This is a genomic window from Pseudomonas sp. B21-010 (assembly GCF_024749325.1).
Lineage (GTDB): Bacteria > Pseudomonadota > Gammaproteobacteria > Pseudomonadales > Pseudomonadaceae > Aquipseudomonas > Aquipseudomonas kilonensis.
In genome coordinates this window covers 3378879-3394652 of record NZ_CP087198.1, presented here as the reverse complement: position 1 = coordinate 3394652, position 15774 = coordinate 3378879, and the positions used below count along the sequence as shown (strand labels likewise).

Annotated in this window: 10 protein-coding genes and 1 pseudogene; 2 read left to right on the top strand and 9 right to left on the bottom strand. The window is 59.3% G+C overall.

What is annotated here, in order from left to right; genetic code table 11:
* Positions 1-5: 5 nt before the first annotated feature.
* The 6 genes and pseudogenes from glgA to LOY50_RS14835 form a co-directional block, all read right to left on the bottom strand.
* On the bottom strand, positions 6-1577 hold the full coding sequence (glgA, locus tag LOY50_RS14860) for a glycogen synthase GlgA (protein WP_214510334.1): 1572 nt from the start codon (positions 1575-1577) through the stop codon (positions 6-8).
* Between the two features lie 634 nt (positions 1578-2211).
* Positions 2212-3174 (bottom strand): D-2-hydroxyacid dehydrogenase family protein, encoded by a 963-nt coding sequence (locus LOY50_RS14855; protein WP_258688123.1) that lies wholly within the window; start codon positions 3172-3174, stop codon positions 2212-2214.
* A gap of 11 nt (positions 3175-3185) precedes the next feature.
* Positions 3186-4217 carry an alpha/beta fold hydrolase gene (locus tag LOY50_RS14850; RefSeq protein WP_258688121.1) on the bottom strand — a complete coding sequence of 344 codons (1032 nt, stop codon included), beginning with the start codon at positions 4215-4217 and terminating at the stop codon, positions 3186-3188.
* 85 nt (positions 4218-4302) lie between these two features.
* A complete protein-coding gene (locus LOY50_RS14845; RefSeq protein WP_258688119.1) occupies positions 4303-4737 on the bottom strand; it encodes a YqaA family protein in 435 nt (144 codons plus the stop codon).
* Complete coding sequence (locus LOY50_RS14840; protein ID WP_258688112.1) at positions 4737-5183, bottom strand: DUF411 domain-containing protein; 447 nt, start codon at positions 5181-5183, stop codon at positions 4737-4739. The genes LOY50_RS14845 and LOY50_RS14840 overlap by 1 nt, the downstream gene beginning before the upstream one ends.
* Before the next feature lie 696 nt (positions 5184-5879).
* Positions 5880-6083 (bottom strand): annotated as a pseudogene (locus LOY50_RS14835) (methyl-accepting chemotaxis protein); the annotation flags it as partial.
* A gap of 158 nt (positions 6084-6241) precedes the next feature.
* Here LOY50_RS14835 and LOY50_RS14830 point away from each other — a divergent pair.
* Entirely contained in the window at positions 6242-6430 is a 189-nt protein-coding gene (locus tag LOY50_RS14830) for a hypothetical protein (protein WP_003202135.1), read from the top strand.
* Positions 6431-6439: 9 nt separating this feature from the next.
* On the opposite strand, the gene LOY50_RS14825 is transcribed toward LOY50_RS14830, so the two are convergent.
* Positions 6440-6820, bottom strand: a complete 381-nt coding sequence (locus tag LOY50_RS14825) for a fe2+ zn2+ uptake regulation protein (RefSeq protein WP_253475038.1) — start codon at positions 6818-6820, stop codon at positions 6440-6442.
* A 295-nt stretch (positions 6821-7115) separates the two neighbouring features.
* Here LOY50_RS14825 and LOY50_RS14820 point away from each other — a divergent pair, with 295 nt between their 5' ends.
* A complete protein-coding gene (locus LOY50_RS14820) occupies positions 7116-9464 on the top strand; it encodes an acylase (protein WP_258688105.1) in 2349 nt (782 codons plus the stop codon).
* A gap of 204 nt (positions 9465-9668) precedes the next feature.
* Here the strand turns inward: LOY50_RS14820 and LOY50_RS14815 are convergent, their stop codons facing one another.
* The gene (locus tag LOY50_RS14815) at positions 9669-10670 is read right to left on the bottom strand and encodes a FecR family protein (protein ID WP_258688098.1); all 1002 of its coding nucleotides are present in this window, start codon (positions 10668-10670) and stop codon (positions 9669-9671) included.
* Between the two features lie 160 nt (positions 10671-10830).
* A complete protein-coding gene (locus LOY50_RS14810) occupies positions 10831-15663 on the bottom strand; it encodes a dermonecrotic toxin domain-containing protein (protein WP_258688090.1) in 4833 nt (1610 codons plus the stop codon).
* Positions 15664-15774: the final 111 nt, after the last annotated feature.

The following is a 15774-nucleotide window of genomic DNA, read 5'->3' as shown; positions in this document are numbered from 1 at the left end:
TTACCTCATTGTCTGGCCGATTTTCCCAGTGACTTAGCCACCAGCTGTTCGTAGAGTTCGGCGTAGGGTTCCACGGCCTGGCACCAGTTGAACGGCGCCGACATGGCCCGGCAGCGCATGGCGTTGAGCAGGTCGGGGAACTCGAAGACCTTGAAGGCGCGGCTCAAGGCCTGTTTGTAGCTTTCCACGGTGGACTCATCGAACAGGAAACCGGTGATGCCATCTTCGATGGTGTCCGCCAACCCTCCGGTATTGCGCGCTACCGGCAGCGAGCCGAAGCGCTGGGCGTACATCTGGCTCAAGCCGCAGGGCTCGTAGCGCGAAGGCATCAGCAGGAAGTCGCTGCCGGCGAACATCCGCCGCGCGTCGGTTTCGTTGAAGCCGATACGCACGCCGATGCGTCCGGGGAAGCGCAGGGCCAGTTCACGCATGGCCTGTTCTTCCTCCGGTTCCCCACGGCCAATGATGGCGATCTGGCCGCCGGACTCGACGATGAACTCGGCGACCGCTTCGGTCAGGTCCAGGCCTTTCTGGTAGACCAGGCGCGAAACCACGGCGAACAGCGGGCCAGTGGAGTCGTCGAGGCCAAAGAGTTCGCGCACATGGGACGCGTTGACCGCCTTGCCGTCCCAGTCGCCCATGGCGAACTGACGGAACAGGTGGGTGTCGGTGGCCGAGTCCCAGCTTTCATCGATACCGTTGGGGATGCCGCTGAGCAAGCCTTGTTGGGTCTTGGCAGCTAGGAAGCCGTCGAGCCCGCAGCCAAACGCCGGGGTGGTGATCTCCTGGGCGTAGGTGGCGCTGACGGTGGTGATATGGCTGGAGTAGGCCATCCCGGCCTTGAGGAACGACAGTTTGCCGTAGAACTCCATGCCTTCCTGTTGCAGGGCGTGTTCGGGGATGCCCAGTTCCGGGCAGGACGCCAGGCTGACGACGCCCTGGTAGGCCAGGTTGTGAATGGTAAACAGGGTCGGGGTGCGTTGCCCGCGCCAGTGCATATAGGCCGGCGCCAGCCCGGCTGGCCAGTCGTGGGCGTGGACCAGGTCCGGGCACCAGTGGATCTGCGCGAGGTTGGCGGCGATGTCGGCTGCGGCCAGGCCCAGGCGGGCGAAGCGAATGTGGTTGTCGGGCCAGTCGCGACCGTTGTTGGCACCGTAGGGGGAGCCTTCGCGGGCAAAAAGCTCAGGGCAGATCAGGACGTAGATCACCAGGCCGTCGGCCATGTCCATGCGTCCGATCTTGCAGGGCGGCAGTGCTGCGTGGCCGCCCAGTTCGCCGATGATGTGGATCGGATTGCCGCTGTTCATCACTTGCGGATAACCGGGGATCAGCACCCGGACATCATGCAGCCCGGCCATGGCCCGGGGCAGTGCGGAGGAGACATCGCCCAGGCCGCCGGTCTTTACCAGGTCGGCAATTTCCGAAGTGACGAACAATACTTTCTTGCGGTTGGGATTCTGTCGAACGACGGGGAGCAGTGCCTTGCCGCCGGTGGCCAGCACCGGTGCCGTTGGCGATTCAGCCGCGGGCGGTAGTTGCGAACGGACTTGTTGTGGTTCCAAGGCAGCACTGATCATAAATATCTCCCATTTTCTCGATCTGTTTCCGGCAAGCGCCAGAGCTGTTGTTTCATTGGCCAAATCCTGCGGCCAGGCGCACAAGCGCAACGCAAGGAAAGCGAACGGCTACCCAATGCGGCGAAGCGAATCAGCTGAAGGAGCTGTTGCAATGACTAGTGCAAGGACTGCACCAGTCGCGGTTGCCCTACCTCTAACCTGACCTGTCGCCGTTGCGAAAAGTTTCGACTTTTTTTCGTCTGGATGACCGGTTGGTTTTCCCCCCGGTTAGGCAGTCTAGGTCAGAACGTAGAGCGGTGCGGCTCGGTTCGTCGCATTGTCCGACAATCACGGTTTTTGTCGGCAATCTCTTACATGACGAAGGGGGATACGCACCGACGAAGTGCAGTTTTCTGAAACCAGAAGGGTGTAAGGGGAGCGGCGTTGTTTCATCGGCGTGCGCGATGGAATGGCGCGATGCACCATTGGAGGGCGGGTGGCATAGAGGCGTTTTAATGGCCAATAAAACACAATGTCTCCTGTGGGAGCGAGCTTGCTCGCGATAGCGGTGTGCCAGTCACAAACCGTGCAACTGACTCCGCCACTATCGCGAGCAAGCTCGCTCCCACAAGGGTGGTGTGTTGATGCTCTAGATTTAGCCTGCTGGCGTCAGCAACCGGATCGGCTGGCCCGCCGACCAGGCCAGCAGGTCTTCGATCATCAGGGAATAGAACCGCTGGTAATTCTGGCGGCTGACGTAGCCCACATGCGGTGTGGCCAGTACGTTATCCAGGGTTCGGAACGGATGGGCGGCGGGCAAGGGCTCCTGGGCGAATACGTCCAGGGCGGCGCCGGCCAGGCGCTTGTGCTGGAGCGCGTCGATCAGGGCGGTTTCATCGATGATCGGCCCGCGGGAGGTGTTGACCAGCAGCGCCTCGGGTTTCATCCAGGCCAGGGCCTGGGCATCCACCAGGCCGCGGGTGCGTTCGCCGAGCACCAGGTGGATCGACAGAATATCGGCCTGCTCGAACAATGCCTGCTTGCTTACGTAGGTCACGCCCACTTCGGCGGCGCGCTCGGCGCTGAGGTTCTGGCTCCAGGCGATGACCCGCATGCCAAACACCTGGCCGAACTGCGCCACCCGCGTACCGATGCTGCCCAGGCCGAGGATCGCCAGCGTCTTGCCGTGCAGGTCGCCTCCCAAGCCTTGCTGCCACAGGCCGGCGCGCAGGGCGTTGGCTTCCTGCACCAGGTTGCGGGTCAGGGCCATGATCAGTGCCCAGGTCAATTCGGGCGTGGCGTACTTGTAGCTGTCGGTGCCGCACACCTGGATACCCAGCTCGGCGGCAGCCTTCAGGTCCAGGGCGGCATTGCGCATGCCGCCAGTGAGCAACAGCTTGAGATTGGGCAGGCGGCGCAGCAGGCCTTCGTCGAACACCGTGCGTTCACGCATCACGCAGATCACTTCGAAGCGCTGCAAGCGCTCGGCGAGGGTGTCGCGGTCAGCGGGATAGTCATGGAGAAACGTCACCTGGCCGACGCTGTCCAGCACCGACCAGTCCACCACGCCACGTGCCACATCTTGCCAATCGTCTATGACTGCTATCTGCACCGCCATGGAGCACCTCGTCAGGGAATGGGTTTGTCCAGCCAGCCCAACAGGGCCTTGTGGAACCGATCCGGCTCTTCCATCTGCGGGGCATGCCCCAGATTGGGGAACTCCACCAGGGTCGAGCGGGGAATCAGCCGGGCGACCTGCTTGCCCAATACCTCGTAGTGGCCGAGCTTGGCCTTGACCGCCGGCGGCGCGATGTCGCTGCCGATGGCGGTGGTGTCCGAGGTGCCGATCAGCAGCAGGGTGGGTACTGTCAGGTCCTTGAACTCGTAATAGACCGGCTGGGTGAAGATCATGTCGTAGATCAGCGCCGAGTTCCACGCCACTTGCGTATGACCCGGGCCCTTGTTCAGGCCGGCGAGCATGTCTACCCAGCGCTCGAACTCAGGTTTCCAGCGGCCTGCGTAATAGGTCGTGCGCTCGTAGTTGCGAATCCCCTCGGCGGTGACTTTCAGCTCACGCGCGTACCATTGGTCCACGGTGCGATAGGGTACGCCCAAGGCTTTCCAGTCTTCCAGGCCGATGGGGTTGACCATCGCCAGGCGTTCGACTTCGTCGGGAAACTGCAAGGCGTAGCGGGTGGCGAGCATACCGCCGGTGGAATGGCCAAGGACGACGGCCTTCTGTACGCCCAGGGCCTTGAGCAAGGCCTGGGTGTTGCTCGCCAGTTGCTGGAAGCTGTACTGGTAATGCTCGGGTTTACTTGATGTGCAGAAACCGACTTGGTCCGCCGCGATGACCCGGTATCCGGCTTCGCTGAGCACCTTGATCGAATCGCCCCAGGTGGCGGCGCAGAAATTCTTGCCGTGCATCAGCACCACTGTGCGGCCATTGACCTTGCCTTGGGCCGGCACGTCCATATAGCCCATCTGCAACGACTGGCCCTGGGACGGGAAGGCGAAGTGCTTGAGGGTGTAGGGGTATTCGAAGCCCTCCAACAGCGCTCCGTAGGCCGGGCCTTCGGGCGGGTTGGCGGCCTGGGCGAACAGGGGCAGGGCGGCGGTGAGGCACAGGCTGGGCAACCAGCGCGCAGTGGTGCGGGGCATGGTCAATCTCCTTGTGGCCGCCGCCGATCCTGGCGCGACCCGATTATGGCGACATTAACCACAGGCAACCGAACAGCCCGAACGTTCAGTCCATCCAGCCCAGTGTCGCCAGGGCCAGGACGCCATAGCGCAAACCCTTCGCAAGGCTCACGAGCAGCAGGAAACGCCGCCACGGCTCGCCCATCACCCCGGCCACCAGGGTCAACGGATCACCGATGATCGGTAGCCAGCTGAGCAGCAGTGACCAGTGACCGAAGCGTTGGTAATGCACGCGAGCCTTGTCCAGGTGGGCCGGGCTGACCGGAAACCAGCGCCGATCCTTGAAGTGCTCCAGCCGCGTGCCCAGCCACCAGTTCACCAGCGAACCCAGGATATTGCCGAGCGTGGCAACCGCCAGCAACAGCCAGACCAGATGGCGCTCGCTGAGCAACAAGCCGACCAACACCGCCTCCGATTGCAACGGCAACAAGGTTGCCGCGCCGAAAGCCGCCAGGAACAAGCCGATATAGGCTTCGCCCATCAGTGGGCCGGGTAATCCGCCATTACGGTTTGGGTCCCGTCTTTCTTCAGGCCGATCACTTGGTAGGCATCGCTCATGCCATCCATTTCCATGCCAGGCGAGCCCATGGGCATGCCCGGTGCGGCGACACCGAGCAAGTCATCGCGCTTGCTCAGCGCCAGCACCTGGTCGGCCGGGACATGGCCTTCGACGAATTTGCCGTTGATCTCGGCGGTGTGGCAGGAACGCAGGTTCGGCGCCACGCCCAGGCGCTGCTTGACCGAACTCATGTCGGCCTCGACATGGTCGTTGACCTTGAAGCCGTTTGCTTGCAGATGCGAGATCCACTTTTTGCAACAGCCGCAATTGGCATCGCGGTGTACATCGATGGTGACCGGTTCGGCGGCCTGGGCCAGGGTGGTCATGAACAGGGCGCTCAAGGTGAGCAGGTGCAGAGGATGGGCCATGGGGGTGGTCTCGTGTCGAACGGTTTGGAGGGAGGATAACAGAGTAGCGAGCGCGAGCTGACGGGGGGCTGAGGCGGGGATTACAGAATTGTCAGGTTGCAAGGGCGAATAAAGTCTTGTGGGCGAGCTTGCTCGCGAAGGCATCAGCCCATTCGACATCCATCGAGGCTGACCCCGCCATCGCGAGCAAGCTCGCTCCCACAATGGGATCTGAGTACGACCGGGAGAACCAGGCCGGCTGTCAGGCCGCCTCGCGAGCAAGCTTTGCTCCCACAGGTCCTGCTCAAACAGATCTGACGGGTGTACGACCGTAAGAACCAGGTCGGCTATCAGGCCGCCTCGCTTTTGTTTTTGATCTGGGGCGCCCCGTTAACCACGATGGCCGAACGCAGGCATTGTGGAGTGGGCAACCCGGCATGGATGCCGGGTTAGCCGCGCTGGGCCATGGATGGCCCTTCGCGGCGGCCCACGGAGCAATGCCGGAGTGAGGGCATGCCGAGCCTAAGCGAGGCACCAAGTGGTGGGGCAAAAGCGTTTTGCTTACTTTTGCGCTTCTCAAAAGTGAGCCGCTGTAAGAGCGGAACCATAAGCCGCCGTTACCGCAGCAATGGATATGTACCCAGTCAACAACCCCCCGGGCCAACTGTCAGGCCGCTATCGCGAGCAAGCTCGCTCCCACAGGAGAATGGGGACGCCTTAGCGCACCTTGAACCGCCCCATGATCGTATTCGCTTCCAGCAATTGCCGGGTATTGGCCTCACTGGCCAGGTCGCCGTCCACCAGCTCCTCCACCATGTGACGGATTTGCACCATGCTGCGATTGATTTCCTCGGTCACCGCGCTCTGTTGCTCGGCGGCGGTGGCGATCTGGGTGCTCAGGCTGTTGATAGGCTGATACGACGAAACATACATAATTCCTCATGATTAACCGCCGCGGTTGCGCGAATACGCTTCTTCGGCTGTACCATGGGACCCCGTTGGCAGCCCGCCATTCCCGCAATAGGGTATGGGCTTGGCGAGCCTTCGGATACAGAACGGATACATTCAGGAAATTGGTAATGACTCATTCACAACGTTTGAAATACTCGATTCTGATCGTCCTCGTCGTCCTGGCAATCATGCTTGGGCTGTCGTGGATGCAAGGCAAGGGCATGATCAGCGAGCAGCTGTTTCAATACATCGCCATCGCCGTGGCGGTCATCGTGGTGGTGATCAACGGCGTCATGCGGCGCAAGGTCAAGTCCTGAGCGCCGGCTTCAATCCTCGGCCTCAAGCACGGCCATCGCACGGGGGTGCAGGCAGTAGCTTTTATCCGGGTTGAGAGTAACGACGCCCTCGCTGCACAAGCGCTTCAACACCTCGCGCACGCTGAGAAAGGACAATGGAATGTCCAGCCCCAACAACTGGCTGTGCACCCCGCGCACGCCCAAGGGGCGGTTTTCCTGGGCGGCCTTGAGCAGCGCGTCGATGACTTTGAGGCGAATCAGGCTGGTCCTGAGCCCGAAGCTCTTGAGCAAGCGCCTGATGTGGTCATTGCCGCCTCGCTCCGCCGGCCTGTCGAATACACGGTGGGGGGCGCTCAGCGAGACGCCGGTCGCCCTTGGCTTGCCCTCCATGGGCAGTTGCGCGTTACGCATGCAAAAACTCCTTACCAGCCTGATCAGAAAAGGTCACGGATACTCTCCTGTAATAGGACGAACGAGGACGCACAATCATGAGGACCATGATGTGAAAAAAATGCCTTTGCTGCGTCAAACCCCCACATTCAAAAGGCCGCCAGCCATTAATTTTTTTTCATCCGGTTCGTTTTCAAGGTAGGCACATTCCGGTTCAGCAAGCGGCATGTGATTTCCCAGGCGGGTCGAGTGTTTGTCTTCTGTCGCACCGGTAGCCGTCCTGGTTTCTGAAGTTTTATCAGGAGTGAATGTGAGAATGTCCGGGCAGTTATCGAGGATTGGCCTCGCAGGCGCTTTTCTGGGGATCGCCCTCGGGCTCAGCCCCGTGGTCAATGCGCAAGACGATGGGCAGCAGGCCAGTGCCGAAATCCGTCGAACCCGTTTTGGCGTACCGCATATCCGGGCCCAGGATGAACGCGGGCTGGGTTATGGCATCGGCTATGCCTATGCCCAGGACAACCTGTGCCTGTTGGCAAACGAGATTGTCACGGTGAACGCCCAACGCTCGCGCTATTTTGGGCCGGAGCAGGTCACGGTCGAGCAGCGGGAGAACCGCGTCAGCGATCTGTTCTTCAGCTGGCTCAACACGCCGCAAGCAGTTTCTGGTTTCTGGCAGGCCCAGACGCCTCAAGTGCAACAACTGGTCGAAGGCTACGTGGCGGGTTACAACCGTGCGCTGGTCGAGCGCAAGGCCAAAGGCCTGCCCGAACAATGCGCCAGTGAGTGGGTGCGGCCGATCACGGCGCTGGACCTGGTCAAGTTGACCCGTCGGTTGTTGGTGGAAGGCGGCGTCGGCCAGTTCGCCGAGGCCCTGGCCGGCGCGCAACCGCCCCAGGCGACCGCGCTTGGGGGCACCCCGGTCACCGGTTTCGCGGCCGCCGCAACCCGGCAGCAGCGTTTTGCCCTGGAGCGTGGCAGCAATGCACTGGCCATCGGCAGCGAGCGCTCGTTCAACGGCCGCGGGATGTTGCTGGCGAACCCCCATTTTCCGTGGCTGGGCGGCATGCGTTTCTACCAGATGCACCTGACCATTCCCGGCAAGCTGGACGTCATGGGCGCGGCGCTGCCAGGTCTGCCGATGATCAACATCGGTTTCAGCCAGCACCTGGCCTGGACCCACACCGTCGACAGCTCGAAGCATTTCACCCTGTACCGCCTGCAACTCGACCCCAAGGACCCGACCCGCTATCTGCTCGACGGCAAGTCTGTGCCGATGAACCAGCAGACGGTTGCGGTGGACGTCAAGCAACCTGACGGCCAGGTGCAGACGATTTCCCGAGTGGTCTATGGCTCGCAGTTCGGCCCGATTGTGCAATGGCCTGGCCGGCTGGACTGGGATAACCGGTTCGCCTACAGCCTGCGGGACGCGAACCTGGAAAACGATCGTGTGCTGGCGCAGTGGTACGCCATGAACAAGGCGGTCACGCTCAAGGATCTGCAGGACGCCGTCCATAAGATCCAGGGTATTCCCTGGGTCAATACCCTGGCGGTGGACGACCAGGGGCAAAGCCTTTACATGAACGTGTCGGTGGTGCCGAACGTCAACGCCGAGAAGCTGGCCCGGTGCAGCGATCCTCGGGCCGGGTTGCGACTGATCGTGCTGGACGGCTCTCGCAGCGAGTGTGCCTGGGGCATCGATTCCAAAGCCGTGCAAAAAGGCACCTATGCCGCCGACAGGCTTCCGCAGTTGCTGCGCCGCGATTATGTGCAGAACTCCAACGATTCGGCCTGGATGGTCAACCCTGCGCAGCCGCTGTCCGGTTACTCCCCGTTGATCAGCCAGCAAGGCCAGCCCCTGGGACTGCGGTCGCGTTTTGCGCTGGACCGGATCGGCCAATTGGCCAAGAGCGGGCCGGTGAAGGTTGAGGATTTGCAGCGCATGGTCATGGACGATCAGGTTTACCTGGCTGACCAGGTGATGCCGGACCTGCTCGGCGTGTGCGCCGGTGACCTGGGGGCTGACGCTTCGGCATTGGTCGAGGCGTGTGCCAGCCTCAAGGCCTGGGATCGCAAGGCCGGCCTGAAGAGCGGACTGGGGTTCGTGCATTTCCAGCACATCATGGACCGGTTGCAGGCGGTGCCTGATTCATGGCGCGTCGCGTTCGACCCCAAAGACCCGCAACACACACCGCGTGGCCTGGCGATCGAGCGGCCAGCCGTGCTCAAGGCCGTGCGCGATGCCATGCTGGCTTCGGTGGAGACGGTGAAGGTCGCCGGCTTGTCGAAGGACAGCCAATGGCAAGACCTCCAGGTGGCCAGCAGCGGCGGCCGACAGACACCGATTCACGGCGGTCCCGGGGAGCTGGGCATCTACAACGCGATCCAGAGTGTGCCCGGGGCGAACGGCAAACGGGAGGTGGTCAGCGGGACCAGTTATCTGCAAGTGGTGACGTTTGACGGCAAAGGTCCGCAGGCCCAGGGGTTGTTGGCATTCTCCCTCTCCAGCGACCCGGCATCGCCCTATTCGGCGGACCAGACCCAGGCCTTTTCGCAGAAGCAGTGGAGTGTGCTGCCATTCACCGAACAGCAGATCAAAGCCGATCCGCACTATCAGGCGTTGATTATCCGCGAGCGTGATGAGACGGGCAGGGTGGCGACGCAATAGCTGCTGGTGAGCAGTCGGCTGACCCGGCGCTTTCGCGAGTAAGCTCGCTCCCACAGGGGATTTGTGTTGGCCGGGAAACCGCAGGCTGGCACCGATCTTATTTGTGGGAGCGAGCTTGCTCGCGATGACGGCGGCACATTCAACATCGAGGCAAGCTGACCTGGCGCTTTCGCGAGCAAGCTTTGTTCCCACAGAGAAAAGCTTTCAGTTAGTGGCCGGCCGTTGCCCGACGGAGTTGAGGACCGGGTTGCCATCCTTGTTCTGGGTCAGGTAGACCGGCAGGACTTTGGGCAGCGAAGGCACCAGGTTCTGTACTTCGCTGATGTTGTAGACACCACCGATACGCAGGCCACCGGTGCTGTTGTCGGCCAGCATGACGGGGCGGTCGAGGTAGCGGTTGATTAGCGGCAGTGCATCGCTCAGGGCAAGGTTATCCAGCACCAGCTTGCCGTTGCGCCACGCCAGCGAACTGTCATTGGCGTCTGTATCACGAACTTGTGGTTGTTGGTCGCCCGCCTTGTAGCTGGCTTGCATGCCCGGGGAAAGCGGCAGGCCGTCACGGGTGAGTGCCTGGTTGCTGGTTACCCTCACCGAGCCCTCCAGTAGCGTGATCCGTACCTGGTCCTGGTACATCCATACGTTGAAGCGTGTTCCGGTCACACGCACCTGGCCTTGCCCGGCCCGAACGACAAACGGGTGCTGTTTGTCATGACTGACGTCAAAAAACGCCTCACCCTTTTTCAGCGTCACCCGGCGTTCGTTTTTGTAGTTGGCAAATACCAGCTCACTGCCAAGGTTGAGTTCGACCTGGCTGCCGTCACCCAGGGTGACATGACGTACGCTGGCGCCCGCTTCGAAGCGCTGGTAGGAATTGGCAACCCAGCCCAGGTTCCAGCCGGTGTAAGCGGCCAGGGGTATGCCCACTACTAACACCGCAGCGGCGACCGCCAACCGGCTCCAGCGCGACCGGGTGCGGCGTACTGGAGCAGTCGGCGTTGCCTCGACACGCGGCAGATGATCGGCAACAGCCCAGATCTCCAGCATGGCTTCGTATTCGAAAGCATGCAGGGGTTCGGCATCGTGCCATCGCTTGAACGCCTGCCGTTCGGCATCGGTGCAATCGGCGGCATGCAAGCGCATGCACCAATGGGCAGCGGCATCGGTAATGGCGTCGTATTCGGCTTCCGAGAGGGGATGTTCGGTCATTGACTCTTCCTGGTTTGCCGCATTCTAACCTTCGGCATGAGCTGCCGAGAACAACCGTCATGGCGTTTACGCATCAATGAGCCTGTTTTTTTACTCAAGCACTCGTTGTCGCCTACCGTCGCATACATTGCGTGAAAAAAAGATCAACCACCCAAACCCTTTACGGCAGGGTAATTTGCTGTGATGGAGTGGGGTCGAGTTGGCGTCCCAATTCACAAATCAAGAGTGTGAGCGAGTCTGCGTTGCGAAGTATGACGTCGATGCGCTTCTCCGGCAAAAGCGGATCGAGGAACGCGTCACGCGCTTCGTTCATGTTTTTGGCGCCGGTTATTTTCAGGACCTCCCGAGCCGTCTCCCTGTATCCAAATACATGCTCCATGCTTTTGTACGTATTGTCTTTATCATCCCATTGCGTAAACAATTTCGATTTCGGGGTGCTCAACGAAAGCCCATCCTGTTGCAGTCCTTTTTGCGTTTCATATTTCTCCCTTCCTAGATGAGTGGCTGTTGAAATCAAGTCCAGGAACGGCAGTGCCGCATCCAGGTAGATGATATCGACTGTATTGAAAAGCTGATGGGAGACTTCATGGATGAACGTCGCTCCCTGGGCATGAGCGTCGACATTGAAGGATTCCGGTACAACGGATCTATACCAATCCAATCCCATGTCGAAGAAAAACTGGGTGATATAAATTCTCCCGACGGCTGCTGGTTCGAGCACAAAGGCTGTGGCTCTATCTCCCAGTTGTTTAAGGCTGCCGACAATGATGCGGTCCGCATTCTGTTGTGCCCAGGAGGGGTTGGCCAATGCTTGGCATATTGGTGAAATCGCCGCCTCAATTTTGCTGATAAGACGGGCGTCGACGCTGTTGACCCCAAAAAACAATCTCAGGAAATGATTCAGCCGAGAGCCCGCAAGTGGTTGTCGCTTGAATTGCTCGAAGTTGTGAAGGGCGTTGGATGAGTAGAACCTCGCGGTCTCCAGTGCCTGCACGATCGCATTTGCCCGGTACGGATATTTCCTGTGTATCTCGGCCATGCCCCGTGCCTCAATGTTCAACGAACCTTTGGCCTTGAAGTCGCTATAGGTGATGGCCATCTTCGACCCGGCCTTGCCGAATCGAATGGTTTGGCGTTGCGGGTCGATTTCCCATGTCCGGCCGTCCGGGGACTTTTTCAATAAAGGCCCTTCACCGTGTTCGTGAATGATTCGCCAGGTCTGGCCGGCTTTTGCCACTTGATAGACCTTGCCGGCGAGTGGGATAAAAGACTTGCCATTCGCCGCGACCTTATAGATCCCGTCGCTCAGGTTCAGTTGAAGATTCGAGAGGCTGACGTCCGAGGCTTCGAAGACCTGGAGGTCGGTGCGCATCGGAGCCGTGCACGCGATGTCCTTCCAGTTTGTCGCGGGTGTAGCGCTTCCAGAAACCGGTCCGATAGGGTCGAGAAGACCGAATGTATCCTCGCGGTTCAAGAAGCCAAGCAAGACCATCTCCGCGGCGCCTGCGATAAAATTGTGCAGGCCTGTTTTCCAGTCATGTTGTTGCAAGGCTTCGGCCGAGCCCTTGAAGTCCTGATAACTCTCCCAGAGCGTTTCCAGGAAAGTCAGTTTGGCCGGTAACTGTCTTCCCAACATCCTGACCCCGGAGCTGAACAGATGCAGCACCGTTGCCCAATCGGACTGACGATGGTCCTGGTTTTGCGCGGTCAACATATCTGCCAGCAACGCTGTGTTGTCGTCATACAGCGTATGCAGAATATTTGTATTGATGGGGCTGAAGCCGAGGGTCATTTCCGATTGTTTTCCGCGCGTGGCTGCGAAGAGATTTTTGAACGTGGCTTGTTGGTCCTGGGGAAGCCGGCGAATCAACAAATCCTGGAGTGCGCCGGGCGTATTGAATGCCGCCACGATGCTCGCTTCATCCTTGAACTCCTGTAACAGCTCGCCGTCATGGTAGGGCGAATACAGGACGTGAGAGCTGGTTGCATCGGTAGCCGAACTGAACAGGTAAAGCCCCAATGCTTTGATCGCAGCACCGCCTTCGGTTTTGATCAGCTCCAAAGGGCGGAAGAATGCGCTGACGCCCTCGACCGCTTGACGAGCGATGGCGTCCGGCATGTCCATGACTTGCCGGAACAGATCGAATGCCGGAGGGGAAAGGTGTTGCTGGAGATACCGTGCGTGAGCGTACTGCAACAATTGCCATGGCAACTGTTGCCGAAAGCGCCGCTTTCTCGGCTGGACATCCACAACGCTGCCGGAAAGTGCTTGGGTTACATGGTTTTTATAGGTGGTAGGGATATCCAGCGACGACAACATTTGCCGTACGGCGGTCTCGCTCAAACCATCAGGCAACGGCTGCGTGGATGTTGACGAAACCTTGAAACCCTTTTCGGTCACCTCGATGTGATTCAACGCAAAATCGGTCAGCGAGCTGGCCGGTCCCACGATCGCGAGGTTGGGCGTGATCTGGATCGTTTCGGGGTTCAGGTTTTTCTGAGGAAAGCGCGCGTCCAATAGCGTTTGCAGTGTTTTATGCACATAGGTGCGCAGGGGCTCGATACCGTCCAGGTAATCCTTGCCATCGGACACGCTGTTTTTATATTGCTCAAGCACTTCTACGTGCAGGCGTTTTTCTTCAAGGGACGCAGTGCCAAGCCAGGCAGGTAGTTTCTGTTGGCGTTCATTTGCCTGAGCGATAGCGGTAGCGCGTTTCAGATTGGTGGGGGCGCCTTTGTTCAGGAGCGCCTGAAGACTGTTGACCAATGCCGATCCGGTCAGTTGCCAATCACCGGTTTTTAATGTGCTCAGATAGCCATACTCGGCCTCAAAGTATTTGATAAACGAACTCATCCGATTGATCAGTACGTTGTCGTCGATCAATTCATAGGCCTGGAGTTGGTAGCGCCTATGGGGCAGGCGTTGAGTGACCGGTAAATTTTCAAGCAATGCAAAGCGTCTTTGGGAGTCGAGCAGATCTTGATTCAATTGCCGGGTGGTCACCTCTACGGAAGGAAAAGCCCGCAAGCCATCGGCAGGTGTCCAAAGGATCGCCATGCCTGAGTGGGGAGTATCCAGCCCCCCACGCTCGGTTAATAAAAAACAATTGGCGAGTGGCAGCAGGACCGTTCGGCCTTCATCGCCACAGGCGAGCGTCAACGAATAGACATCCGGCCGAAAGCCCCTGACCGTTTTGCGTTGCGCGCGGTCCGGGTAGTCTGGGTCGTAGACGAAAACTGTTCTGATCAGATTATTTGCAATCGACGGCAGACTCGAACCAAGCTCCCTGAGTTCGGCCTCGGCGCGGATACCCAAAGAAAAAACACTGGTCAGCTCAGCCAGTAGCGGCCTGAGCCCGTTGTGCAGCGAAACGTTGGGGGACGTTGGTAACTGACGAAAGAGACTGTCGAAAGCCTCTTCCACATCGGTATAGCTCTTGCCCCTTTTTTCCAGTTGATCAGCCATGAAATTGGATGGGCGCAGGTCCCCATGGAACGCGGGACGCGTTCCCCAATGTCCGGCGGTTGGCTGCGCCAACAGTCGCTTGCTGATGAAAGCGCGTATATCCAGCGCCTTGTCGATGAGCGAGTGGATGTCGACATCGGCCTGGCGAGACATCTCCAATGCGTAATGGAAGTTGTTCTTCTGCTTTTCAATTATCGCGCTTGCCAGGGTTTCGGCGACCGGTAAGTCCAGTGACTTGCCCGAAAGCTGCGGCTCATCGAAGCGCTGGAAGCGGTTACGCTCTTCCAGGCTCAAGAGGCTATAGATTTTCTCTTTTTCTACAGTGCTTGCGGATTGACCGTACAACCTGTCCTTGAAGCCCGAATAGTTGGTTATCTTTTGAACACCGTCGAGGGGCGTATAAAGATAATGCCCCTTGGCGCTGATCATCATGGAGCCGGCAAGCTCCACGTAGTTCGGTTCATATTCCCAGAGTCGAATCGTTTCGATGAACAGCAGCGTTTCGTCTCGGCGAGAGGGACGGAATAACCGAAGCAGCTCACGACTCTGCTCATCCGTCAGTTGTCCTTTCTCCCGTTCGATCAGGATGGACGCCCATAACTCATCGTGAATGACGCGAGATAGAAGTTTGCGTCGTGACATATAGAAAGAGGCGGCTCTTCCCTCCCAGAAGGCATCGATGCAGCTGATCAGCGTTGGAATCAGTGTTGTGGCAATGTCTTTTATGATGTTTTCCCATTGCTGCGGACTGTAGGACGATGCGGGCGTACCCGGATGAGTCAGATCGATGTCATGCCCGGCACGCCACCCCTGGTGATGGAAGTAGTCCAGGACTGCATCGCTCAGTGGGATGCTTTCCGTCACCGGGATTGCCTTTGGATCTTGCGGGTGAATCTCCTTGGTGAACGCCACGCGGATCTGTCGATGATCCAGGTCCGGCAGCGCCTCGTTCAATACCTGGTCAAGCATCGATCTTAACGAGGGCAATTTGATCAGTTCCTTCACCATGGCCAAGGCATTGAGGCTCTGGGCGTGCTCGATGGATTCGAGCTGGGTCTTGAAAACATCCTCCTCTATGAGTTGCCGGGTCTGCCTGATGTCGGTGGTGCTGTTCAGTTCGCTGCGTTGGGAAATCGACAAGAGACGAAACAGGTCGTCGCGTTGCGCAGTGTCCCGGCGCATCCGGTCAATCTTTTCTTCGACGGATGCCAGGTTGTCGAATTTTTCGATGCCCCCCCTTGGCGTGTAGAGGAACACCGGGTGGGTGCTGGTTTCGCTGCTGTTAGACGAGGTGCTGAGGACAAAGCAGCCGGCCAGCGCAATGGGCGGTTTTTCATCGGCTTGCAACAGAATGGTTTCGGCGAACATCGAGGGTGTCTGCGCTGCGCGCTGTGTGTGGCCGGGCAGGGCGATGTGCTGCAACCAGTCGAGGTCTGTCTGCGTCAGGCCATGGGTGGCGGTTAATTCGTCCAGGCGATGGGCGTGCAATACCTCGGGAAATAAAAGTGGCGTGGTTTCAGTGAGCATCGTTGCTTCTCGATCAGGGCGCCTCAAAACGGCGCGAACGTGGAGGAAGCCACCAGACTAGGCAACGATAAATGAGCAAAGGTGGTACATAGTTACCGCATGCTGGTGTTC